9 protein-coding genes and 1 pseudogene are annotated in these 24152 nt (G+C 75.8%); 3 read left to right on the top strand and 7 right to left on the bottom strand.

The window, feature by feature from the left end; genetic code table 11:
* Window positions 1–79: 79 nt before the first annotated feature.
* Window positions 80–1003: pseudogene (locus KPL59_RS25650) on the top strand (DUF5996 family protein).
* Between the two features lie 4 nt (window positions 1004–1007).
* On the opposite strand, the gene KPL59_RS25645 reads toward KPL59_RS25650, so the two are convergent.
* Window positions 1008–1553 carry an NADPH-dependent F420 reductase gene (locus KPL59_RS25645; RefSeq protein WP_020625921.1) on the bottom strand — a complete coding sequence of 182 codons (546 nt, stop codon included), beginning with the start codon at window positions 1551–1553 and terminating at the stop codon, window positions 1008–1010.
* Between the two features lie 312 nt (window positions 1554–1865).
* Here KPL59_RS25645 and KPL59_RS25640 point away from each other — a divergent pair, with 312 nt between their 5' ends.
* Window positions 1866–2702 (top strand): TIGR03084 family metal-binding protein, encoded by an 837-nt coding sequence (locus tag KPL59_RS25640; RefSeq protein ID WP_226350997.1) that lies wholly within the window; start codon window positions 1866–1868, stop codon window positions 2700–2702.
* Window positions 2703–2832: 130 nt separating this feature from the next.
* On the top strand, window positions 2833–3867 hold the full coding sequence (locus tag KPL59_RS25635; protein WP_226362293.1) for an ABC transporter substrate-binding protein: 1035 nt from the start codon (window positions 2833–2835) through the stop codon (window positions 3865–3867).
* On the opposite strand, the gene KPL59_RS25630 is transcribed toward KPL59_RS25635, so the two are convergent.
* From KPL59_RS25630 to KPL59_RS25605, 6 genes are all read right to left on the bottom strand, one after another.
* The gene (locus tag KPL59_RS25630) at window positions 3854–4666 is read right to left on the bottom strand and encodes an alpha/beta fold hydrolase (protein WP_226350995.1); all 813 of its coding nucleotides are present in this window, start codon (window positions 4664–4666) and stop codon (window positions 3854–3856) included. The genes KPL59_RS25635 and KPL59_RS25630 overlap by 14 nt on opposite strands.
* A complete protein-coding gene (locus KPL59_RS25625) occupies window positions 4663–6303 on the bottom strand; it encodes a (2,3-dihydroxybenzoyl)adenylate synthase (RefSeq protein ID WP_226362292.1) in 1641 nt (546 codons plus the stop codon). Before KPL59_RS25625 ends, KPL59_RS25630 begins: the two co-directional genes overlap by 4 nt.
* Window positions 6300–7787, bottom strand: coding sequence for a salicylate synthase (locus tag KPL59_RS25620; protein ID WP_226362291.1), 1488 nt, complete (start codon window positions 7785–7787; stop codon window positions 6300–6302). Before KPL59_RS25620 ends, KPL59_RS25625 begins: the two co-directional genes overlap by 4 nt.
* A 105-nt stretch (window positions 7788–7892) precedes the next feature.
* On the bottom strand, window positions 7893–8579 hold the full coding sequence (locus KPL59_RS25615) for a formyltransferase family protein (protein WP_226362290.1): 687 nt from the start codon (window positions 8577–8579) through the stop codon (window positions 7893–7895).
* Window positions 8576–9895 carry an MFS transporter gene (locus tag KPL59_RS25610; RefSeq protein ID WP_226362289.1) on the bottom strand — a complete coding sequence of 440 codons (1320 nt, stop codon included), beginning with the start codon at window positions 9893–9895 and terminating at the stop codon, window positions 8576–8578. Before KPL59_RS25610 ends, KPL59_RS25615 begins: the two co-directional genes overlap by 4 nt.
* Window positions 9895–24108, bottom strand: a complete 14214-nt coding sequence (locus KPL59_RS25605) for a non-ribosomal peptide synthetase (RefSeq protein ID WP_226362288.1) — start codon at window positions 24106–24108, stop codon at window positions 9895–9897. The genes KPL59_RS25610 and KPL59_RS25605 overlap by 1 nt, the downstream gene beginning before the upstream one ends.
* Window positions 24109–24152 lie beyond the last annotated feature (44 nt).

The raw sequence follows: 24152 nt of genomic DNA, 5'->3' as shown, positions 1-24152 counted from the left end.
CCGGTGGACACCACCACGGGCCGCGTCACCGCCGGGACCGGGAACGCGACCCCGGTCCGGCCGATCCACGAGGAGACCGATGAGCAGCACGACGACGAGCTGGCCGAGCCTGCGCGTGGCGGACTGGACCGCCACCCGCGAGACCCTGCACATGTGGACCCAGATCGTGGGCAAGATCAGGATGGCACACGCCCCGCTGATCAACCACTGGTGGCAGGTGACCCTGTACCCGAGCGCGCGGGGCCTGACGACGTCGGCCGTCCCGTACGGCACCGGGGCCTTCGAGATCGAGCTCGACCTGCTCGGCCACCGGCTCGAGGTCCGCAGCAGCGACGGCGGCGCGCTCGGCTTCGACCTGGCGCCGATGTCGGTGGCCGAGTTCTACGGCGCCGTCCTGGACGTGCTCGGCCGGCTCGGCATCTCCGCACCGATCCGGCCGCACCCCAACGAGGTCGACCCGGCGATCCCGTTCGCCGAGGACCTCACCCACGCCTCCTACGACGCCGAGGCCGCCACCCTGTTCTGGCGGCAGCTGCTGCAGGTGAACCGCGTGCTCGGTGAGTTCCGGGCGCACTTCGTCGGCAAGGTCAGCCCGGTGCACTTCTTCTGGGGCAGCATGGACATGGCCTGCACCCGCTTCTCCGGGAGGCCGGCGCCGGCGCACCCGGGCGGGGTGCCCAACTGCGGCGACTGAGTCATGGTCGAGGGCTACTCGCGGGAGCTGTCCAGCTGCGGGTTCTGGCCCGGTGGCGGCGAGGAGGGCGCCTTCTACTCCTATGCCTACCCCGCGCCCGACGGCTTCGCCGAGGCCCCGGTCGGCCCCGACGGTGCCTTCTACAGCCCGGACTTCCAGCAGTTCCTGCTGCCCTACGAGGTCGCCCGCGCCGCACCCGACCCGGACCGCGCGGTCGCCGAGTTCCTCCGCACGACCTACGAGGCGGCTGCGGACCTCGGGCACTGGGACCGCTCCGCGCTGGAGGACGACCCGCTCCGCTGGGCGTGACCGCCTAACCGGCGGTCGGGGTGATCCGGTAGAAGAACGGGCCGGTCCCGTTGCGGGCGATCGCGATCAGCAACGGGCCGGCGTCCTCGATCGCCCGGGCCGCCTCCAGGCCGCCGACGTGGATCGGGTCGAACCCCGCGTCCCGGTTGAGCCGGTCGACGAGCGTGCGGATCGCGGGGTCGGCCGCCACCAGGTTGCCCGGGGGCGTGGTCTGTGTCGCCAGGCGCGGGTACTCGGACGCGAAGTTCGCGCAGAAGGACTTCGCGACGGGCCCGCCCGTCCGGGAGCGGACGAGGTGCGCGTTCGACTCGTGCTCCGGGTCGCGCGGTCCGTAGACGTTGGTGGCGTCGATCGCGGGGACGCCGGCGATCCCGGTCGTCCGGCCCAGCGCGTCGGCGACCTGGTCTCCGGGGACGGCGACGACGAGCACGTCGGCCCCGGTCGCGTCACCACCGTCGCGGCCCAGACCGGTGACGGTGTGCCCGGCGGCCGACCAGAGCGCGGCCAGGCCGCCGCCGACGGTGCCGCGTCCCAGGATCGTGATCCTCACGTCTACCCCTCTCCCACCGGGACCGTGGCGGGCCCGGTGCACCAGCCGGGCGATCGGTCGCCGCGGGGGCCTCCCGTCGCGCTGTCGCGTGCCGAGGTGCGGGACGGGCGACCCGGCGGTGACGTTACGAAGGGCGCGGTCCCCGGGGATCGGTCACGCAATCGGTCGTCCGTGCTTCCCGATGTCCTCCTCTGTACTTCCCGATGTCCTCGACACGGTCCACCATGATCCGCAGGCCGTGGCAGCGAGGTGACGGCCCGACACGAGCGACGTGACCTACGGCGCGCCCGTCCGGCAGGAGAGCATCTGACCATGGTGTCCATGGACGCGGTCCTCGACGACCTGGAGGCCGAGAGCGCGGTCGTCCGGGCGATGGTCGCCGACCTCGACGACGCCGGGATCGGCGCGCCGACCCCGGCCGAGGGCTGGAGCGTCCGCGACCAGCTCACCCATCTCGCCTACTTCGACGAGGCCGCCGCCCTCGCCGCGACGGACCCGGAGACCTTCCGGTCGCGGGCGGCCGCGCTGCGGGAGCTGGGTCCCGGCTTCCCCGACCGGGTCGCCGCGGACCACGCCGGGCTCGGGGCGGAGGAGGTCCGGGCGTGGTTCGCCGGGGCCCGCGACGCCCTCGTCGGCACGTTCCGCGGCATCGAGCCGAAGACCCGGCTGCCCTGGTACGGGCCCGACATGAGTGCCCTGTCCTCGGTCACCGCCCGGCTGATGGAGACCTGGGCGCACGGCCAGGATGTCGCCGACGCGCTCGGGGTGCTCCGGGAGCCGACGGACCGGCTGCGCCACGTCGCCCACCTCGGCGTGCAGACCTTCGGCTTCACCTTCCGCAACAACGGCCGCGAGGTCCCGCAGGTGCCCGTGCGGGTCGAGCTGCTCGCCCCCTCCGGCGCCTCGTGGACCTGGGGCCCGGAGGACGCCGCGGACCGGGTCACCGGTTCCGCGCTCGGCTTCTGCCTGGTCGCCACCCAGCGCCGGCACGTCGAGGACACCGACGTGACCACGACCGGTCCGGTGGCCGCGGAGTGGGTCGCGATCGCCCAGACCTTCGCCGACACGCCCGGCCCCGGCCGCGCCCCCGGCGCCGTCGCGGCCGCCTTCCCGGCGCCGACCCGGACGCCCACGGGAGGACCCGCGTGACCCGAGCGCCGGGGCGCAACGGGCGCGGCGACCCCGCTCCGCCGGGGGACATCGCACGCGGACGGGCGCCGCGGGTGTGGGGAACGCCGCTCGCCGGAACCGGGAGCCGCCCGCGGACGACTGTCGGACCGTGCACACCCCATCGCTCGGCCCGGCCCGCTCGTCGGTCGTCGCCACCGTCGTCGCACTCGTCGTCGCGACCGTGCTGCTCGTCGCCGGATGCTCCGCCGCACCGCAGGCGGCCGGGCCGCAGGGCGCGGACGCCGCGTTCCCGCTGACGCTGGACCACGCCTTCGGGACGACGACGATCCCGGCCCGTCCGCAGCGGGTCGTCGCGCTGGGGTCGGCCGACGTCGCGGTCGCCAGGGCGCTCGGGGCGGACGTCGTCGGTGGCCTGCGCAACGCCGGGGAGTCGCAGCCGCAGGCGCCCTACCTCGCGCCGTTCCCGGACGGGGTGCTGACGATCAGTGAGCTGGAGCCGCTGCCGCTGGAGCGGATCGCGGCGTACCGCCCGGACGTCATCCTGGCCGTGTCGTCCTACCTGGTCACCGACCGCGACGCCTACGAGCGCCTGAGCGCGATCGCCCCGACCGTCGTCTACCGCGACGTGCTGTTCGGCGCCCCGATGGAGGACGACGCCCGGCGGATCGGCGCGGCCCTCGGGGCACCGGAGCGGGCCGAGGAGCTGGTGGCGCGGGCCGACGGCGCCGTCGCCGCGCTGCGGGCCCAGCTGCCCGGCCTCGCCGGCCGGTCGGTGCTGGTCGGACAGGCACGGGGCGACGTCATCCCGGTCATCGTCGACCCCGCGAACCAGTCCACCGCGCTGACCCGCGCGCTCGGGCTGGGCCTGCCGCCGACCTTCGCCACCGACCCGCCCGCCGGTGACGAGGTCGCCCCCGGCACGGTCGCGCTGTCCTACGAGGAGGCGGGTCGCCTGGCCGAGGCCGACCTGGTCGTCATGAGCTTCCCGACCCCGGCCGACCGTCGGCGGTTCGAGGGCAACCCGGTGGTCGCGCGGGCGCTGGCCCGCACGACCTACGTCCCGATCGGCCTCGACGAGGCGATCGCGCTGCAGGCACCGAACGTGGTGTCCACCGGCTGGCTCCTCGACCGGCTGCGCCCGGCGCTGGAGCGGGTGGCCGCCGCGCCCGCTACCGGCCGCTGAGGAACGCGACCGTCGCCCGGTTCACCTCGGCGGGCCGCTCGAGGTAGCCGTAGTGCCCGGCGTCGGCGATCTCGACGTACCGGGCACCGGGCACGGCGTCGGCGACCTCGCGGCTCAGGTGCGGTGGGATCGCGGCGTCGTCGGCGAAGGCGAGCACCAGCAGCGGCACGGCGAGCGCCCGGTAGGCCTCGGTCCGGTCCCCCAGGTCCATCGACACCTGCAGCTGGGCCCGGTGTCCCTTGGACACCCCCGCCCCGGCGAACGCCAGGACGTCGAGCCAGTCCTGGGCCTCCCGGTCGGCACGCAGGGTCGACGGCGACAGGTACTGCAACGCGGACACCGCGGCGTGGTAGTCCTCGGGCAGCTCGACCCCGGCGTCGGCGAGTGCGATCTCGCCCGCGGTGATCGCCCGCTGCACGGGGCCGAGCCGGGCGTGCGCGGCCATCGCGACGACCCGGGTGACCAGGTCCGGCCGGGCCAGCGCCGCCTCGATCACGACGCGGGAGCCGAGCGAGGTGCCGACGAGCGCCGCCGGGCCCGCGTCGAGGTGGGTGACCAGGGCGAGCACGTCGGCAGCCATGTCGTCGACGGTGAACCCGTGCGCGCACTCGTCGGTCGGCGGGATGCCCCGGTTGTCGAGGGTCACGACGCGGTGGCCGGCCTCGCGGAGCGCGGGAACCTGGTGGGTCTGCCAGACCCGTCCCGGGCTGCCGGTGCCCATCACCAGGACGACGGGCGGGCCGTCGCCTCCGTGGTCGGTCCAGGACAGCCGGATGCCGTTGAGGGTCGTGACCGTCATCCGCGCACCTCGCTCTCGGCGGCGAGCAGCGCACCCAGTGCCCGCTTGTCGATCTTACCGACGGCGGTGAGCGGCAGGTCGTCCCGGACGACGACCCGGTCCGGGGACATGAAGCGGGCCAGCCCGCGCTCGGTCAGGAAGGTGCGCAGGTGACGCCGCTTCGGCGGGGTCGCACCGGGTGCCGGGACGATCACCGCGCACACCGCCTCGCCCAGGTCGTCGTCCGGGATGCCGATGACGGCCGCGCCGGCGATGTCCGGGTGCGCCAGCAGGTGCTCCTCCAGCTCGGTGGCCGCGACGTTCTCGCCGCCGCGGTTCACGACGTCCTTGATCCGGCCCTCGACGACGAGGTGCCCGGTCGGGAGGCGGCGCACCAGGTCGCCGGTGCGGTAGTAGCCGTCCGGGGTGAACGACGTCGCGTCGTGCTCGCGGGCCCGGTAGTAGCCCCGCAGCGTGTACGGGCCGCGGGTCCACAGCTCCCCCGCCGTCCCCTCCGCGACGTCGGTGCCGTCGCGGTCGACGACCCGGACCTCGTCGGCCGGGCTGAGCGGGCGCCCCTGGCTGACCGCGACGAGGTCGTCGGGGTCGTCGAGCCGGGTGTAGTTCAGCAGCCCCTCGGCCATCCCGAAGACCTGCTGCACGGCGGCGCCGAGCTCGGGGCGGACCCGGCGGGCGAGCGTCGCGTCGCACTTGGCCCCGCCGACCTGGACCAGGCGCAGGGTCGACAGGTCCCAGGACCCGCGGCCGTCGCCGGCGAGGTCGGCCCAGAGCCGCAGCAGCGGCGGCACCATCGCGGTGACCGTGACGCCCTCGGCCGCGACCAGCCCGAGGGTGACGTCGGGGCTCGGGACCGACGCGAGGACGACCGTGGCCCCGACCCCGAGGGCGCCGAGCAGGCCCGGGCAGGCCAGCGGGAAGTTGTGCGCCAGCGGCAGGCAGGCGAGGTAGACGTCGTCGGCGGTCAGCGCGCAGACCTCGGCGCTGGCCCGGGCGTTGTAGGCGTAGTCGCGGTGGGTGCGCGGGATCAGCTTCGGCTTGCCCGTGGTGCCGCCGGAGACGAGCAGGACCGCGACCTGTCCGGGGTCGGGCCGCGGGAGCGGCTCGGCGGTGCCGGCGGGCAGGTCGGCGATCGCGGTCGTCCCCGGCAGCGGTTCGCCGTCGACGAGGAGGTGCCGCAACGAGGGGACCGCCTTCGCCACCTGCAGTGCGAGCTCGCGGTGGTCGAAGCCCTCGACGACGTCGGGTCCGACGTAGGCGACGGCCCCGGAGAGCGCGGCGAGGTGCTCGATCTCGGCCTGCCGGTGCGCGGGCAGGGTCAGCACCGGCACCGCCCCGGCCCGCAGCAGCCCGAACAGGGTCACCGGGAACTCGGCGGTGTTGGGCAGGTGCACCACGACGCGGTCGCCCTCGGCGATGCCGAGTGCCCGCAGCGAGCGGGCGCGAGCGTCCGCGGCCCGGTCCAGCTCGGCGTAGGTCCGCCGGCTGGGCCCCGCGACGACGGCGACGGCGTCGCCGTACCGGCCGGCCCACTGTCCCAGCAGGTCGCCGAGGGTGTCCTCGCCCCAGTAGCCCTCCCGCCGGTAGCGCTCCACGTCCGCGTCGGGCCAGCCGAGCGCCCCGTCGATGAGCACGGTCACGTCGTCTCCTCTCCGACCAGGAACCGGCTGACGCTGCGCAGCTTCTCCCGGGTCTCCTCCAGCTCCCGTTCCGGGGTGGACGCGCCGACGATGCCGGCCCCGGCCCGCAGCCAGGTCCGGCCCTGCGCGCGGTAGATGGCGCGCAGCACGAGCGCCGCGTCGAGCGCACCGGTGTGGTCGACGGTCAGCACCGCGCCGCTGTAGAGGCCGCGTGCTCCCTCGTGGCGGCTGATCGCCGCGCACGCCGGGGCCTTCGGCAGCCCGGACGCGGTGACCGCGGGGAACAGCCGTCCCAGCGCGTCCCAGGCGGTGGCGCCGGGCCGGAGCCTGCCGCGGACGCGGGACGCGAGGTGCTGCACGCTGCCGCGCTCGACCACCCGCATGAACTCCTCCACGACGACGGCGTCCGGGTCGCTCACCTCGCACACCTCGTCCTGGGCGACCTGGACCGACACCGCGTGCTCGTAGATCTCCTTGGGGTCGCGCCGCAGCTCGTCGGACAGCTCGGCGTCGCGTTCCGGCTCGCCGGACCGGGCCCGGGTGCCGGCGAGCGGCTGGGTGGAGAAGGTCCCGTCCGCGGCGACCTCGACGACGGTCTCCGGGCTGAACCCGGCCGCCTCCAGCCCACCGAGGCGCAGCAGGAACGAGCCGGCCGGGGTGTTGTGCGCCCGGCCGTGCCGGTAGGTGGCGGGCAGGTCGACCGGCTCGGTGACCGGGACGGTGCGGGACAGGATGACCTTGCGGAAGCGGTCCTCGCCGATCTCGGCGACGGCGGCGGCCACCGAGCCGCGGTAGGCCTCGGCGCGGGCGGACTCGTCGACGGTCACCGCCGGCCCGGTGCGGGGTGCTGCGTGCCCGGCACCGAGGATCGCGTCGCGCCAGGCCCGTGCGACGGCGTCGTCGGCGGTGTCGACGTCCACGCCGCCGGGGTGCAGGTGCGCGGTGTGGAGGGGAAGCAGCAGGTGCAGCAGGTGCAGCAGGGTGCCGGTGTCCGCGGGGAGCTCCCCGCCGTGCAGGAGGTGGGCCAGCTCGAACGACGCCCAGCCGAACGCCTGCCACCCGGTGCCGCCGACCTCGGCGAGGGCGGCGGAGACCTGGCCGAGCGGGTCCGCGCCGAGCGGCTCGTGCCGGGTGCCGGTGGGCGCGGTGACGGTCAGGCCGTCGGGACCCAGCACGATCTCGGCGGCGGTGCCCGCGGCCAGGAACACGTCCTCGCCGCGCTCGTAGAGCACGTAGGGGTCCGAGTCGGGCACCGTGCGGGCGACGGCGGTCGCGCCGGCGATGCGGTCGGTGGCGGTGCGGTCGGTGGCGGTGCGGTCGGTGGCGGTGCGGTCGGTGGCGGTGCGGTCGGTGGCGGTGCGGTCGGTGGCGGTGCGGTCGGTGGCGGTGCGGTCGGCAGGCGTGCGATCGGCGGCGCTGCGGGTCGGATCGGTGGGGGCGGGCTGGGTGCGCGGCGGGCCGGCCGCCTCGGTGGTCGTGGACATGGTCGGTTCTCCTTCGGGCCGGCGCTCGTGCCACCGGGGTGGGGGTCGTCGTGGGGTGCCGGGGCGTGGTGGGCCGGGCGTCGACGGGCAGGTGGGACGGCCGGCTCAGCGGCCCCAGGCCGTCGCGGCGTCGGGGTAGTAGTCGGCGAACATCCCCAGGTCGGTGGCCTGGTCGTAGCGGGGGTGGTCCCGCATCCCGGCGAGTGCGAGTCCCTCGGCGAGCCCGTAGTAGCCGGGTTCGCCCTCGGGCCGGCGGGCCGGTCCGGCGGTGCCGTCGACGACCGCGCCGAGGTTCTCGGTGAACGCCCGGTGCGCGGCCTCGACGAGGTCGGACAGCACGTCCTCCAGCACCGCGTCGGCGTCGACGGGGAACCGCGCCTCGGCCAGCACCGGGCCGGTGTCGATACCGGCGTCGATCTCGTGCAGGGTCGCGGCGAAGCTGGTCTCGCCGTGCAGCACGGCGTAGGCGGCCGTCACCGGAGGGAGGCCGCGGTAGGACGGCAGCGGCCCTCCGTGCACGTTGAGCAGCCGCAGCCCCGAGGCCAGTACCTTCTCCCGGAACAGGAACGGGTTGTCGATCGACCACAGCAGGCCGTCGGTGCACCGCTCGGCGAGCTCGCCGGCGAGCGCGTCGAGGTCGGCTCCGCTGCGGACCTCGCGGGCGGCGCCCGGGTCGAACCCCGGCGGTGGGGTGGTGCGGGGCCCGTGGCAGACGAGGTCGACGGGGTGGCCGTCGGCCCGGGCGTGCCGGACGGCGCGCCACAGCAGGGCGCCGTCGCCGACGAAGATCATCGTTCCTCCTCGATGGATGCGCGGGTGACCCGGCGCAGCGGTCCGAGCAGCAGTCCGGTCGCGGCGGCGACCAGACCGGTGACGGTGTTGTAGACCCAGAGCGCGTCGCCGTCGCCGACGACGCCGCCGACGAACCCGGCGACGACGGCGCCGATCGCGGCGCCGGTCATGGCCTGGGCGGCGAACAGGCTGTTCACCCGGCCCAGCAGGGCGTCGGGGGTGCGGAGCTGCAGCAGGGTGTAGCGCAGCACCTCCTCGATCGCGTTCGTCGCGCCGGCGGCGACCAGGGCGGCGAGGACCAGCGCGACGGTCGGTGCGGCGCCGGCCAGCGCGTAGCAGGCGTAGCAGAGGACCATCAGGGCCAGCAGGAGCCGGCCGGGGCGCGGGCTGCGCCGGACCCAGCCGCTGCCCAGCGAGCCGAGCACCACCCCGGCCGCGAGTGCCGAGTACATGAGGCCGACGACGGTGGACGAGCCGCCGAAGCGGGCCTCGACGAAGGCCGGGACCAGCACGAACGAGCCTCCGCCGACCATCCCGACGAGACCGGCGACCATCACGCCGAACACCACCGGCTCGCGGACCGCGAACCGGGCACCGGAGCGCAGGGCGGCCAGCGGGCTCTCCACCGGTTCCTGCGGTGCGCCGTCTCCGCCGCCCGCGCCGGCCGCCGCGTCGGGCCGGTCGCCGTCCGGACCGGCCGAGGCGGCCGCGGTCGTCCGTCCCCGGCCCGGTGGCGGCGCGACCATGAGCAGCACCCAGGTCACGGCGGCGGCGAGTGCGCCGGCGGTGTAGTTCCAGGCGGCGGAGGCGACCGCGAACACGATGCCGCCGACGGCCGGGGCGACCACCGCGCCGAGTCGCAGCGACACGGTGTTCAACGCCCCGACCGCGTGCAGCTTGGCCCGGTCCACGATGGACGGGGTCACGGCGAGCATCGCGGTGATGCAGGTGGCGCCGGACAGCCCGTTCGCGGCGACCAGTGCGGCGGTCAACGGGGTCGACCCGATCCAGGCGGCGTTCACCGCGAGCCCGGCGAACGTCGTCCCGCTGATCAGCCAGGTGACGCGCACCAGGAGCCAGCGGTCGACCCGGTCGGCGAGGACCCCGCCGCCGAGGTAGCCGACGACGAACGCCACCGACTCGATCGCGGTCACCATCCCGACGACCGGGGTGGAGCCGGTGCGGCCGTAGACCTCCAGCGGCACGGTGACCGCGACGATCCCGACCCCGAACAGCAGGATGGTCCGGGCGACGAACAGGTTGCGGAACGTCCGGTCCTCGCGCAGCGGGCTGACGTCGACCAGCAGGGACGCCATCAGCCACGCACCGACCAGGTCATGAGGACCTCGGCCCAGCGCTGCGCGACCCGGTCGACCGTGCCGGCGTCGAGGACGCCGGTGGGGTGGGCAAAGGTCGACTCCAGGACGGGGCCGTCGATGGTGTCGCGCAGCAGCACGTCGACGACGAGCGAGTGCGCGACCCGCACGCCGGGCGCGGGTCCGACCCGTACCGCGGTCTGCTCGGGGGCGAGCTCCCAGCCGCCGCTCGCGGTCCCGGCGGGCCGGGTGGTGCGACCGAGCCAGTTGAGCGCGACCTCCGCTCCCGGGCCGGTGACCCGGGCCGTGCCGTCGGCCGGGTACCGCAGCAGGCCCCAGCCCAGGCCGCGCCCGGGCGGTGCGGCGACGGCGTCGCGGGCCCTGGCGATCGCGGGAGCCGCGTCGGGTACCTCCGGGCCGGGGGTGCCGCGCACCGGGACCGGGGCGAGCACGGTGAGGCAGCCCACCGTCCGGGCGAGGTCGATGTCGTCCCCGAGCTCCTCGGCGCGGCCGTGGTGTTCGAGGTCGACCAGCAGCGGGCCGTCCGGCGCGGTGACGGTGAGCGCCTCCCCGAGGACGGCGAGCAGCACCGCCTCGGCGCCGGCGCCGTGCAGCCCGGCGAGCGTGGTGACGACGTCCGGGCCGGTCACGACGGTCTGCCGGAGGTCGGCGTGGGTGTCCCGGTGGTCGCGGGGCCGCAGCGCCGGCAGCAGGGCCGACGAGGCGAGGGTCTCGCTCCAGAAGCCGGTCTCCGCGGTGACCTGTGGTCCGGCGCCGTGGGCCCGCAGCCGCGCGGCGAACGCGGCGAAGCCGGTGGCCTCCGGGGCCGGTTCGGTCCCGGTGCCGTGGGTCGCGATGTCCTCGGCGAGCACCCGCCAGGACGTGCCGTCCACGGCGAGGTGGTGCGCCACGACCGCGAGCCGTCCCGGTTCGGTGCCGCGGTCGAACCAGAGCAGCCTCAGCATCCCGCCGGGTCCCGCGTCGAGCTCGTCGCGGGCGGTGCGGGTCGCGTCGGCGACGGCGCGGGTGAGTGCGTCGGCCCCGGCGGCCGGGTCGACGGGAACCCGCCGGACCAGCGCAGCCGGGTCGGCGTCGCGGCGCGGGAGGATCTGCAGGCCCGTCCAGCGCCCGTCCGCGTCGGTCTCCAGGGCCGAGTGCAGGACCGGGTGCCGGGTGACCAGGGCGTCGGCCAGCGCGGTGAGGTCGTCGGCGTCGAACCCGGCGGGGGTGGTGACCAGCACCGCCTGTGCCCGGCCGGCGACCGGGCCGCCCACGGATCCCAGCCAGGACAGGACCGGAGTGAGCGGCGCGGTGCCGGGCTCGTCGGCGGCCGGGGTGGCCGATGCCCCGGCACCGACCGTGCCGGCGGTACCGGCTGTGTCACCGCCCTCGCCCTCGCCCTCGCCGGCGTCGAGCGCCGCCGCGACCGCGGCGACCGTCCCGGCGACGAGCAGGTCCCGTACGCGCAGCTCGATGCCCTCGCGCCGGGCAGTGGCGGCGATGTCGATGGCGCCGAGGCTGTCGCCGCCGAGGCCGAAGAAGTCGTCGTCGATGCCGACCGTGTCGAGTCCGAGGACGGCGGCGACGATCGCGCACAGCCGCTGTTCGAGCGGGGTGCGGGGGGCGCGGGAGGCGCGGTGCGCGATCGGTTCGGGCTCGGGCAGCGCACCGGTGTCGAGCTTGCCGTTGACCGTCAGCGGCAGCGCGTCGACCACCGCCCACAGGGTGGGCACCATGTAGTCGGGCAGCACGCGGGCCACCGCGTCGCGGACCGTCTCCGGGTCGGGATCGCCGACCAGGTAGGCCGCGAGCCGCTTCGTCGTCCCGGTCGTGCGGATGACGACGGCGGCCTGGTCGACCCCCTCCACCGCGCCCAGCGCGGTCTCGACCTCCGCCGGTTCCACCCGGTAGCCACGGATCTTCACCTGGTCGTCGCTGCGGCCGAGGAAGTCCAGGTTCCCGTCGCCGCGGCGCCGCACCAGGTCACCGGCCCGGTACATCCGGCCACCCGGGGTCCACGGGTCGGCGACGAACCGCTCCGCCGTCGAGTCCGGCCGGTCCAGGTAGCCGCGGGCCAGTCCGGTTCCGGCGATGTAGAGCTCGCCGACGACGCCGTCGGGCACCGGCCGCAGCCGGCCGTCGAGGACGTGCGCGACGGTGTTGGTGATCGCCGTGCCGACGGTCGACGTCGCGCTGTCGGTGGTGCCCGCGCCGAGGGTGTTGATCGTGTACTCGGTCGGCCCGTACAGGTTGTAGCCCCACGTCCCCTCGGTGTCGCGCAACCGCGACCACACCGACTCCGGCACCGCCTCACCACCGAGCAGCACCAACGGCGGCACGTGCGGACCGTCCAACAAGCCCGCGGCGAACAGGTGATGGGCATAGGTCGGGGTCACGTTCACCACGTCGACCCGGTGCTCGCCGCAGTACTCGACGAGCCGTTCCGCGTCGCGACGCAGTTCCTCGTCGCACACGTGCACCTCGTGGCCCTCGACCAGCCACAGGAGCTCCTCCCACGACATGTCGAAGGCGAACGACACCGTGTGCGCGATCCGCAGCACCCGTCCGCCCGCCGCCTCGATCGTCGGGGCGAAGATCTCGCGCCGGTGGTTGACCTGCATGTTCGTCAACCCACGGAACGGAGTGACGACACCCTTCGGCTTGCCCGTGGACCCCGACGTGAAGATCACGTACGCAGGGTGGTCGAGCCGGCCCAGGGTGCCGGGTGCGAACGACCCCAGCTCCTCGTGGGTCAGCGGTGTGTCCGGGACACCGTCGAACAGACCGGTCTCGTCCAGGCGCACCTGCTCCACCGCACCGTCGAACCGTGCGGCCACCCCCGCGACCGTCACCAGCAGCGTCGTCCCCGAGGCGGCGAGCACCTCGGCCAGCCGCTCGTCGGGGTGGTCCAACTCCAACGGCACGTAGGCCGCACCGGCACGCAGGACCGCGAACAACGCCACCACGTTGTCCACCGAGCGCGGGAGCCCGAGTGCCACGACCGTCTCCGGGCCGGCCCCGCGGGAGCGCAGGACGCGGGCGAGCCGGGTGACGCGGGCGTCGAACTCGGCGAAGGTGACGTGCTCGTCGCCGGAGACCAGAGCGGTCCGGTCCGGGCAGGTCGCCGCGCGCTCGGCGAGCAGCTCCGCGATGGTGGCGTCCGGGACCGGGGCGACCGCGGACGCCGCACGCGCGACGGCGTCGGCGTGGTCGCCCGGGGCGAGGACGTCGATCGACCCGACCGGACGTGCCGGGTCGTCGGCGAAGGCCCGCAGTACCGCGACCATGCGGTCGGCGACGCGCTCCATCGTGGACCGGTCGAACAGGTCGGTGGAGTACTCGACGACGCCGGAGAGCAGGTCGGGGGTGTCGGTGAAGTTGAACGACGCGTCGAACTTCGCCGTGCCCGTGCGGACGACGTCGGCGCTCGCGTCCACGCCGTCGAGGCGGGGGGTCAGGGCGTTCGCGTCGCCGCCCAGGCACACCACCATCACCTGGAACAGCGGGCTGCGCCCGGGCGCCCGGTCCGGGGCCACGGCGGCGACGACGTCGGAGAAGGGCACGTCGGCCCGGTCGTAGGCGTCGAGGTCGGCGCCCCGGACCGCGCGCAGCAGGTCGGCCACCGTGTGGTCGAGCGCCACGTCGGTCCGCAGGGCGAGGGTGTTGAGGAAGTAGCCCACCGCGTCGTCGAGCGCCGGGTCGAAGCGGGTCGAGATCGGGGTGCCGACGACCACGTCGGGCGAGCCGGTGTGCCGGGACAGCAGCACGGCGAGGGCGGCGTGCAGCAGCATGAACACGGTGACGTCGTGCGAGCGGGCCAGCCGGTGCAGCGCGGCGGTCAGCTCCGGGCCCACCTCGACCGGTACGGCGTCCCCCGCCCCGGTGGGGGCGGCGGGACGCGGCCGGTCGACCGGCAGCGTGGTCTCGACCGGGGCGCCGGTCAGTGTGGTCCGCCAGAAGTCCAGCTGCGCCGTGGCCGAGGTGTCCGACCCGTCGGCGAGGCAGTCGCGCTGCCAGGCGGCGAAGTCGGCGTAGCGGACGGTCGGTGCGGGCAGCGAAGACGGCGCGTCCGGGCCGGAGCGCAGCCGTGCCCGGTAGGCGCTCTGGAGGTCCTCGATGAGGGGGCGCCATGACCACTCGTCGACGGCGATGTGGTGCAGCACCGCGACCAGGACGTGCTCGTCGGGGCCCAGCTCGAACAGGGTGACCCGGGTCGGTGCCTCGCGGGCGAGGTCGAACGGGGTGCGCACCGCGGTCTCGATCCGGCCGTCGAGGTCCGCCGCGTCGATCCGCTCGGTGGTGACGACCGGTCCGACGGCGCCCGGCTCGAGCACCCGGGCCGTGGTCGCGCCGTCGGGGTAGATCGTGCGCAGCACCTCGTGCCGGCCGAGGACGTCGAGCCAGGCGGCGCGCAGCGCGTCGGTGTCGAGCGGGCCGTGCAGGCGCAGGACGCCCGGCACGTTGTAGACCGCGCTGGGTCCGCCGACCCGCGACAGCGCCAGCATCTGCCGCTGCCCGGCGGAGATCTCCCGTTCGGGTCCGTCGTGGTGCACGGGCTGCAGGGCCGGGCGGGCCGTGGCGGTCCGGCTGCCGTAGGGGGCGAGCCGGGTGACGGTGCGGGCCTCGAACACGTGGCGGGGGCGGATCCGGATGCCGGCCTTGCGGGCCCGGTTCGCCAGGGCCAGCGCCGAGATGCTGTCGCCGCCGAGGTCGAAGAAGTCGTCGTCGGGGCCGACGCCGTCGACGCCGACGACCTCCGCGACGATCGAGCAGAGGGTCTCTTCCAGTGGTGTGCGCGGTGCGCGTCCGCCGCTGCGGCGCAGGGCGGCGGGCTCGGGGAGGGCGCCGACGTCGAGCTTGCCGTTGACGGTGAGCGGGAGCGCGTCGACCACCGCCCAGAGGGTGGGCACCATGTAGTCGGGCAGCACGCGGGCCACCGCGTCCCGGACGGTGGCCGGGTCGGGATCGCCGACGAGGTAGGCCGCGAGCTGGCGCTGGCCGGGGACCTCCGGGTGCGGGCGGGCGACGACGGCGGCCTGGGAGACCCCGTCGGCGGCGGCCAGCGCGGTCTCGATCTCGGCCGGTTCCACCCGGTAGCCGCGGATCTTGAGCTGGTCGTCGCTGCGCCCCAGGAAGTCGAGGTTGCCGTCCGGGCGGCGCCGGACCAGGTCACCGGTGCGGTACATCCGGCCGCCCGGGATCCACGGGTCGGCCACGAACCGCTCCGCGGTCAGGGCGGGACGGTCCAGGTAGCCGCGGGCGAGCCCTGCTCCGGCGATGTAGAGCTCGCCGACCACGCCGTCGGGCACCGGCCGCAGCCAGCCGTCGAGGACGTGGGCCGCGGTGTTGGTGATGGCGGTGCCGACCGTGGAGGTGGCGCTGTCGATGGTGCCCGCGCCGAGGGTGTTGATCGTGTACTCGGTCGGCCCGTACAGGTTGTAGCCCCACGTCCCCTCGGTGTCGCGCAACCGCGACCACACCGACTCCGGCACCGCCTCACCACCGAGCAGCACCAACGGCGGCACGTGCGGACCGTCCAACAGACCCGCGGCGAACAGGTGATGGGCATAGGTCGGGGTCACGTTCACGACGTCGACCGCGTGCTCGGCGCAGTAGGCCACCAGACGCTCCGCGTCCCGGCGCAGCTGCTCGTCACACACGTGCACCTCGTGCCCCTCGACCAGCCACAGGAGCTCCTCCCACGACATGTCGAACGCGAACGACACCGTGTGCGCGATCCGCAACACACGACCACCCGCCGCCTCGATCGTCGGGGCGAAGATCTCGCGGCGATGGTTGACCTGCATGTTCGTCAACCCGCGGAACGGAGTGACGACACCCTTCGGTTTCCCCGTCGACCCCGACGTGAAGATCACGTACGCAGGGTGGTCCAGCCGGCCCGGGGTACCGGGCGCGAAAGCACCCAGCTCCTCGTCGGTCAGCGGCGTGTCCGGGACACCGTCGAACAGACCGGCCTCGTCCAGACGCACCTGCGGCACGGACGGATCGAAGCGGGCGGCGACGGTGGAATCGGTGACCAACAGCGCCGCACCCGACGCGTCGAGGATCTCCGCGAGCCGCTCGTCGGGATGGTCCAGCTCCAACGGCACGTAGGCCGCACCGGCACGCAGCACCGCGAACAACGCGACGACGTTGGCCGTCGAGCGCGGCAGACCCAGCGCCACGACGGTCTCGGGGCCGGCACCGCGGGCCCGCAGGACCCGCGCGGTGCGGGTGACCCGGGCGTCGAGCTCGGCGAAGGTCAGCCGGGACTCCCCCGCCACCAGGGCGGTGCGGTCCGGGCAGGTCGCGGCCCGCTCGGCGAGCAGCTCGGCGATCGTGGCGTCCGGGACCGGGGTGGCGGTCGCACCGGTGTCAACGGCGACGCCGAGGTCGACCGCGGCGAGCGGGGCGTCCGGCGCGGCGGTGAGGGCGTCGAGCACCGCGACGAAGCGGTCCATCAGCGACCGTGCGGTATCGGTGTCGACCGCCTCCGGACGGTGGTCGACGGTCAGCTCCATGTCGTCGAACGGGTTGACCGCGAACGACAGCGGGAAGTGGGAGTCGTCGAGGGTCTCGACGTCGGCCATCCCGTGCCGCTGCGCGGCCTCGGCGAACGCGTCCCAGGCGTTGCGCAGGGTGAACAGGGTGTCGAACAGCCGCGGACGGCCGGTGGCCTGCTGGATCTGCCCCAGCCCGAGGTACTCGTGCGCGACGAGGTCGGCGCGCTCGTCGGCGAGGCGGCGCAGCACGTCGGCGCCGGTGTCGGTGGGGGCGAGCCGGACCCGGACGGGGACGGTGTTGAGGAAGAGCCCGACGGCATGCTCCACCCCGGCGATCTCGTCCGGTGCGACGGCCATCGGCGTGCCGAGCACGACGTCGTCGCCGCCGGTGGCATGGCCGAGCACGACGCCGAGCGCCGCGATCAGGACGGTGTTGATGGTGACCCCGTGCCCGGCGGCGACGGCCCGGACCCGGTCGGACAGCGGGACCCCGAGCCGGGTCCCGATCCGGGCCGAGGGTTCGGTGAAGGACCGCTGCTCCTCGCCCGCGACCAGGGTCGGGGCGGCGAGGTCGGCGTAGGCCCGCTCCCACACCTCGCGCGAGGTCTTCTCGTCCTGGTCGGCGGTCCAGCGCAGGTACGTGTCGTAGCCGGGCGCCGCCGGGGGCTCGCCACCGTCGTGCAGGGTGAGCAGGCGGTCGACGACGCGCATGGCCGAGGCGCCGTCGAACAGCTGGAAGTGGTTGGTGAGCACCAGCCGGTCCCGGCCGTCGGGCAGGTGCACGAGGAGCAGGCGGAACAGCGGCGGCGCGTCGAGCGGGATGGGGCGCGCCCGCTCCTGCTCGGCGGCCTCGCGGGCACCGTCCACGGACGCCACGGACAGCTCCGGCACCGGCAGGTCGGGGAGGTGACCCCGGACGACCTGGACCGGGCGACCGCGGTCGTCGGTGGTGAACCCCACCCGCAGCAGCGGCGTGGCCGCGACCAGCCGGGCCAGCGCGTCCCGGAGCCGCTCGCGGTCCAGGGTGCGGTCCAGGGTGAACACGGTCTGCAGGATGTAGACGCCGCTGCCGGCCGTGTCACCGCCGGTGCCCTCGGCGGCGTCGTAGACGGACTGGAAGTAGAGGCCCTCCTGCAGCGGGGACATCGGCCAGACGTCGGTGGCGGTGCCGCCGACCCGCTCGCCGAGCGCGGCGACGTCGGCCGGGCCGAGCCCGAGCAGGTCGCGCAGCAGCCGGGTGTCGGTGCGGACCGTCTGCGGTGCCGTGCCCGCGACGCGGGCCATCCCGGCCGGGGTCCGGTGGGCGAACACGTGCGAGGTGCGGACGTCGAGTCCGGCCTCGCGCGCGGCCCGCACGACCCGGGTGGCGAGGATGCTGTCGCCGCCGAGGGTGAAGAAGTCGTCGTCCGGGCCGACCCGGGCAGCACCGAGGACCTGGGCGAACGCGGCGCACAGGGTCCGCTCGACGTCGTCGGCGGGCTCGCGGTCCGCGGTGACGGGGCCCCCGCCGAAGTCGGGCTCGGGCAGGGCGCGGCGGTCGAGCTTGCCGTTGACGGTCAACGGCAGCCGCTCCAGCACGACGATCGCAGCCGGGACCATGTACCCGGGCAGGACGGCGCCCAGCGCGGTGCGCACGGCGGCGGGGTCGGCCGTGGTGCCGGGGGTCGGCACGACGTAGCCGACGAGCCGCCGGTCGGCGGCGTCGGTGCCGGTGTGCACCCGGGTGACCGCCTGCGCGATCCCCGGCAGCGTGAGCAGGCCGGCGTCGACCTCCCCCAGCTCGACCCGGTACCCGCGGATCTTCACCTGTTCGTCGGCGCGGCCGGCGAACTCCAGCTCCCCGGCCCGGTCGAACCGGGCGAGGTCACCGGACCGGTAGAGCCGGGTGCCGGGTGGGCCGTCGGGGTCGGCCACGAACCGGACGGCGGTGAGGTCGGGGCGGTCGGCGTAGCCCTGGGCGAGCTGGGCGCCGGCGACGTGGATCTCGCCGACGACGCCCTGCGGGACCGGTCGCAGCCGCCGGTCCAGCAGCCGTACCTCCAGCCCGGCCAGTGGGCCACCGACCGGGCTGACCGGCCGGTCGAGGTCGGCGGGGCCGATCTCGCGGTAGGTGGTGTGCACCGTGGTCTCGGTGATGCCGTAGAGGTTGGCCAGCACCGGGGCGCCGGGGGCGTGCCGGGCGCACCAGTCCCGCAGCAGCCGCGGCTCCAGTGCCTCCCCGGCGAACACCACGTAGCGCAGGGTCTCGGCCGCCGCGCCGCCGGTGGGCTCGGCGAGGGCCAGGGGGCCGAACGCCGAGGGCGTCTGGCTGAGCACGCTGACCCGCTCGGCCGCGATCAGTGCCCAGAGGCGCTCCGGGTCACGGGCGGTGTCGCCGTCGACGACCACGACCGTCGCGCCGGTCGCGACCGCGCCCCACAGCTCGAACACCGACACGTCGAAGGCGATCGAGTGGACCAGGGAGAACACGTCGTCGGCGGTGACGTCCATGGTGCCGCCGGGTGCCACGGTCGCCGCCAGCAGCGACAGCACCGCGCGGTGCGGGACCTCGACGCCCTTGGGCCGGCCGGTGGACCCGGAGGTGTAGACGATGTACGCCGGCTGCGCTGCGGGGACGGCGACGGGCTCGGGCAGCGGTGCGACGTCCGCCGGGAGCGCGTCGACCCTGACCACGCGCGGGCCGAGACCGGTCACGCTCTGCGGGGTCGTGGCGACGGCCAGCAGGCTGTGCGGCCGGGCGTCGCCGACGATGAGCGCGAGGCGACCGGCCGGGGAGTCGACGTCCAGCGGGACCGCGGTGGCCCCGGCGAGGGCGACGGCGAGCACCGCGACGACCATGTCTGCGCCGCGCGGGACGCCGACGGCCACCCGGTCCCCCGGGCGGACCCCGTCGGCGACGAGCACGGCGGCCAGCCGCCCGGCACGGTCACCGAGCTCGCGCCAGGTCAGCCGCTCCGCCCCGGCGACCAGCGCGGGGGCGGCGGGCCGGGCCGCGACGGTCGCGGCGAACAGCGCCGCGAGGGTGGCGGGGAGGGTCTCCGGGAGCCGGTCGGTGCCGGTCGGCGCCGGAGCGGGTGCCGGGGCCGGCGGGTCGAGCCGCAGCTGGGAGAGCCGGGTGCCGGGCGCCGAGGCGACCAGGTCCAGCAGCCGCTCCAGCCGCGCGAGCACCGCCTCGATCGTCGTGGCGTCGTAGAGCTCGGTGGCGTACTCGACGATCACGCCCAGCCGCGGGTCGCCGGTCGCGGTGACGGACTCGTGGAAGGCGAAGGTCGCGTCGAACTTCGCCGAGCCGGTGCCGGTGCGCCGGGCCGTGGTGACGGCGCCGTCCAGGTCGAGTTCGCTGCGGTCGGGGTCGGTGCGCAGGTAGAGCAGCTCCACCTGGAACAGGGGCGAGGCCGCGCCCCGCTCCGGGCCGATCCGGTCGACGACGCGGTCGAAGGGGACGTCGGCGTGCTCCATCGCGGCCAGGTCCGCGGTGCGGGCCCGGTCCAGGACCTCGGCCAGGGTCGGGTCACCGTGCAGGTCCAGCCGCAGCGCCAGGGTGGTCAGCGCGAACCCGACGACGTCCTCGGCCCCCGCGTGCCGCCGCGCCGAGACCGGGGTGCCGACCACGACGGTCTCCCCGGCGTCGTCGCCGGGGTCGCGGTCGGCGTCGGCGTGCGCCTCCAGCAGCACGGCCAGTGCGGCGTGCAGGAGCATGAACATGCTGGTCCCGTGCCGCTGGGCGGCGGCGCCGAGCGCCGCGGCCAGCTCGGTGCGGAACTCGGAGCGGACCTCGGCGCCGTGCCCACCGGGCGTCGCGGGCCGGGGCCGGTCGGTGGGGAGCGTGCTGACCGGCGGTGCGCCGGTCAGCCGGTCGGCCCAGAACTCCAGCTGGCGTCGTGCCCGGTCGGTCGGCTCCTGCGGGGTCCCGACGAGCGCGGCCTGCCAGGCGGCGACGTCGCCGAAGCGCAGCGGCGGTGCGGGCAGGGCGGGGGCGCGCCCGGCGCGGCGGGCGGCGTAGGCGGTGCCGAGGTCGGCGAGCAGGACCCGCAGGGACCACTCGTCGACGGCGATGTGGTGGCAGACGAGCCCGATGCGGTGGCGGTCGTCGGCAGTGCGGACGATCTCGGCGCGGACCGGGGCCTCGCGCTCCAGGTCGAAGCGGTGCCCGACGAGCGCGGCGAGCGTCGCGTCGGCGCCCGCCTCGTCCGACGCTCCGGTCCCGACGTGCACCGGGAGCTCACCGGGCGGATGGACGTCCACCGTGACCGTGCCGTCGGCGGTCTCGCCGTAGGTGGTGCGCAGCACCTCGTGACGGGCGACGACGTCGTGCAGCGCGGCACGGAACGCCTCGGGGTCGAACGGGCCGGCGACGGTCCACTCGCGGGGGACGTTGTAGGCCGCGCCGGGGCCCTGCATCCGGTACAGCGTCCACATCGGATGCTGGGCAGGGGCGAGGACCGCGGGTGCGGTGTCCGGGCGGCGGACCGGGCCGTCGGCGGCAGCCGGGTCCCGGTCGTCGGTACCGGCGAGGGCGCGGTCCGCGACCAGCGCGGCGAGTCCGGCGACGGTCGGGCGGGCGAAGACGTCGGGGACCGTGACCGGGGCGCCGAGCCGTGCCCGCACCCGGTTGGCCAGCCGCAGCGCGGACAGCGAGTGCCCGCCGAGGACGAAGAAGTCGTCGTCGACGCCGACCCCGGTGCGGTCGAGGAGCTGTTCGAACAGTGCGCACAGTGCGCGCTCGCGGTCGTCCCGGGGCGGGCGCGAGCCACCGTGGACGCGGTCGGGGACCGGCAGCGCACGCGTGTCGATCTTGCCGCCGGGGGTGCGCGGCAGCTCCGGGAGCACGACGACCGTGGCCGGCACGAACTGCGAGGGCAGCCGCTGCGCGACGGCCGTGCGCAGGTCCTCCCCCACGAGCTCGGCGGTGTCGTCGGCGGGGACGACGTAGGCGACCAGGGACGGTCCGTCGCCGACCGTGCGGGCGACGACCACGGCCGCGCGCACACCCGGCTGTGCGACCAGGGCGGCCTCCACCTCGCCGGGTTCGACCCGCACGCCGCGCACGGTGACCTGGTCGTCGGCGCGGCCGAGCAGCTCGAACCGGCCGTCGGGCAGGCGCCGGGCGAGGTCACCGGTGCGGTAGAGGCGGGCACCGGGCACGGCAGGGTCGGCGACGAACCGGGCGGCGGTCTCGGCCGGCCGGCCGGCGTAGCCGCGGGCCACCTGCTCGCCGCCGACGTACAGCTCGCCGACGACGCCGTCGGGTACCGGGGCCAGGAACCGGTCGAGCAGCGCGACGGTGCTGCCGGGCACCACCCGTCCGGCCGTGACGTGCTCGCCGTCGACCTCGCCGGCGAGCACGTCGCCGGCGACCTCGGAGGATCCGTAGGAGTTCACGACGACCGAGCCGGGCGCCCACGCGCGCGCGGCCGCGACGGCGGTGGCGGTCAGCGGCTCGCCGGAGCAGATCCAGCGGCGCACCGCGACCGGGCCGGGGGTCTCGGCGAGCACGGACACCAGCGACGGGACGGCGGTGACCTGCGCGACCGGCTCGGTGCGCAGCAGCCGGGCCAGTGCCTCCGGCTCCGTCGCGGTGGCGTCGTCGGCGACCAGCACCCGCGCCCCACCGGCCAGCGCGGCGAGCAGTTCGGTGACCCCGTCGATGAAGGCGATCGAGCTCTTGGCGACCCGGACGTCACCGGGCTCGACCGGCCAGGCCCGGCCCGCCCAGTCCAGCCGCCGGGCCAGGCCGCGGTGGGTGCCGAGGACGCCCTTGGGCACGCCGGTCGATCCGGAGGTGTAGACGAGGTAGGCGGCCTGCTCGGGGCGCGGCCGGACGAACGGCCGGTCCGGGGCCGGGCCCGTCGCCAGGTCCGCGACGCTCGCCGTGGCCGCACCGGTCGTGACGGCGGCACCGTCGGTGATCACCAGGGCGGGCGCGGAGTCGGCGAGCACGTGCCGGATCCGTGCGGCCGGGTAGCCGGGATCCACCGGTACGAGGACCGCGCCGGCGCGCAGGACGCCGAGCACGGCGGCGACCAGGCCGGTGGTGCGGGGCAGCAGCACGGCGACCCGGTCCTCCGGCCCGATGCCGCGCGCACGCAGCGCGGCGGCGACGCGGTCGGCGGTGTCGTCGAGCTCGGCGACGGTCACCTCCACCGGAGCCTTCCCGGGGCCGGGCGCGCCGACCAGGGCCACCTCGTCGGCGCGGTCGGCGACGCCCGGGCCGAGCGCGTCGGCCGGGTTCCAGCGGGGCGCGCCGTCGGTGGCGGTGAGCGACCGGTGCACCGGGCGGGTGGTGAAGACGTCGGCGAGCCGGCGGTCCGGGTCGTCACCGGCGTCCTCGATCAGTGCCTCGAGGTCGGCCAGCAGGGTGGACACGGCGTCCGCGGTGAGGTGCGCCGCGGCGTAGGTGGCCTCGACGTCGAAGCCGTCGTCGGTGAGGAACACCTCCAGCGCCAGCGGGTGCTGGGCGGTGCCGTTGTCGGTGCGCAGCCAGCTCGTGGTGGCACCGGGCAGCTGCGGGCCGTCCAGCTTCTGGGTGAGGAACAGCAGCTGGGCCTCGAACAGCGAACGGTCCTGTCCCGACGCCGACGGGTTCAGCTGCTCGACGAGCCGGTCGTAGGGGAAGCCCTGGTGGGCGAACCCGTCGGCCGCGACGCCCGCGACCCGGCCGGTGAGCGACCGGACGGTGTCGTCGGACCGCACCTGCGAGCGCAGTACGACCAGGTTGCCGAAGTTGCCGACGAGCTCGGTGACCCCGCCCTCCTCGCGGTTGACCACGGCGGTGCCGACGGCGACGTCGCCGGTGCCGGCGAACCGGCTCAGCACGGCGCTGTAGCAGGCGAGGACCACCGTGTACGGCGTCGTGCCCAGCTGCGCGGACAGCTCCCGGACCGCGCGGGCGGCGGCCGGGGAGAAGCGCCGGTCGACCCGTCCACCCGTCTCGACCCCGGCCGTGGGGTCCTCGGCCGGCAGCCGGTCGAACAGCGCGGGGACCGGTTCGGCGAGCCGCTCCCGCCAGAACGCGGCGTCGGCGTCGTGGCCGCTCCCCTGCCCGGCCGCGGCCCACGCCCGCTGTTCGGCATCGGCGAAGTCCGCGACCTGGCGCTGCGGTGGGGTCGTGGTCACCGCACCGTCCAGGGCCTGCCGGTAGGCGCGCTCCAGGTCGCGGGAGATCACGGCGAAGGTGAGGCCGTCCCAGGCGATGTGGTGGACCTGCAGCAACACCGTCGTGCGTGCCGGGCCCTCCCGGACCACCGCCACCCGCAGCGCGGAGTCCGCGGCGAGGTCGTAGGGCCGCGACGCCCGCTCGCGGGCCAGCTCGCGAACCCGGGCACGACGCGCGACGGCGGCGGCCCCGGGCGCGTCGAGGACCTCCCAGGGGTAGTCGAGCGAGTCGTGCACCCGCTGGAACGGGTCGCCGTCGTCGCCCGCGTGATAGGTGGTGCGCAACACCTCGTGCCGGGCCACCAGCGCGTCGAAGGCCGCCCGCAGGGCCGCCACGTCGAGGTCGCCGTCGACGGTCAGCTCGATGCACAGGTTGAACGCGGTGCTGCCCGGCACGATCTGGTGGTGCAGCCACATCCGTCGCTGCGCGAACGACAGCGGGAACTCGGTCCGACCGGCCCGGCGCGGCGCGGCGCCGGGGTCGCTGCGGCGCAGGCCGGACTCGGCCAGGCGCCGGGCGATCAGGGCGCGCTTGCGCTCGTCGAGACTGGTCATGGTGGTGGCCTCCGGTGTCCCGGGCGGGACGGATGGGTGCGGTC

It is taken from the genome of Pseudonocardia sp. ICBG1142 (genome assembly GCF_020496255.1).
Classification (GTDB): Bacteria; Actinomycetota; Actinomycetes; order Mycobacteriales; family Pseudonocardiaceae; genus Pseudonocardia.
The sequence above is the reverse complement of the archived record's forward strand: the minus strand, read 5'-3'. Positions and strand labels throughout refer to the sequence as shown.

What these genes read in the sequence shown, in the direction of transcription:
- KPL59_RS25640 (WP_226350997.1), top strand. Translation starts at nt 1,866, where the DNA reads ATGGTGTCCATGGACGCGGTCCTCGACGACCTGGAGGCCGAGAGCGCG.
- KPL59_RS25630 (WP_226350995.1), bottom strand. Translation starts at nt 4,666, where the DNA reads ATGACGGTCACGACCCTCAACGGCATCCGGCTGTCCTGGACCGACCAC.
- KPL59_RS25620 (WP_226362291.1), bottom strand. Translation starts at nt 7,787, where the DNA reads ATGTCCACGACCACCGAGGCGGCCGGCCCGCCGCGCACCCAGCCCGCC.
- KPL59_RS25615 (WP_226362290.1), bottom strand. Translation starts at nt 8,579, where the DNA reads ATGATCTTCGTCGGCGACGGCGCCCTGCTGTGGCGCGCCGTCCGGCAC.
- KPL59_RS25610 (WP_226362289.1), bottom strand. Translation starts at nt 9,895, where the DNA reads ATGGCGTCCCTGCTGGTCGACGTCAGCCCGCTGCGCGAGGACCGGACG.
- KPL59_RS25605 (WP_226362288.1), bottom strand. Translation starts at nt 24,108, where the DNA reads ATGACCAGTCTCGACGAGCGCAAGCGCGCCCTGATCGCCCGGCGCCTG.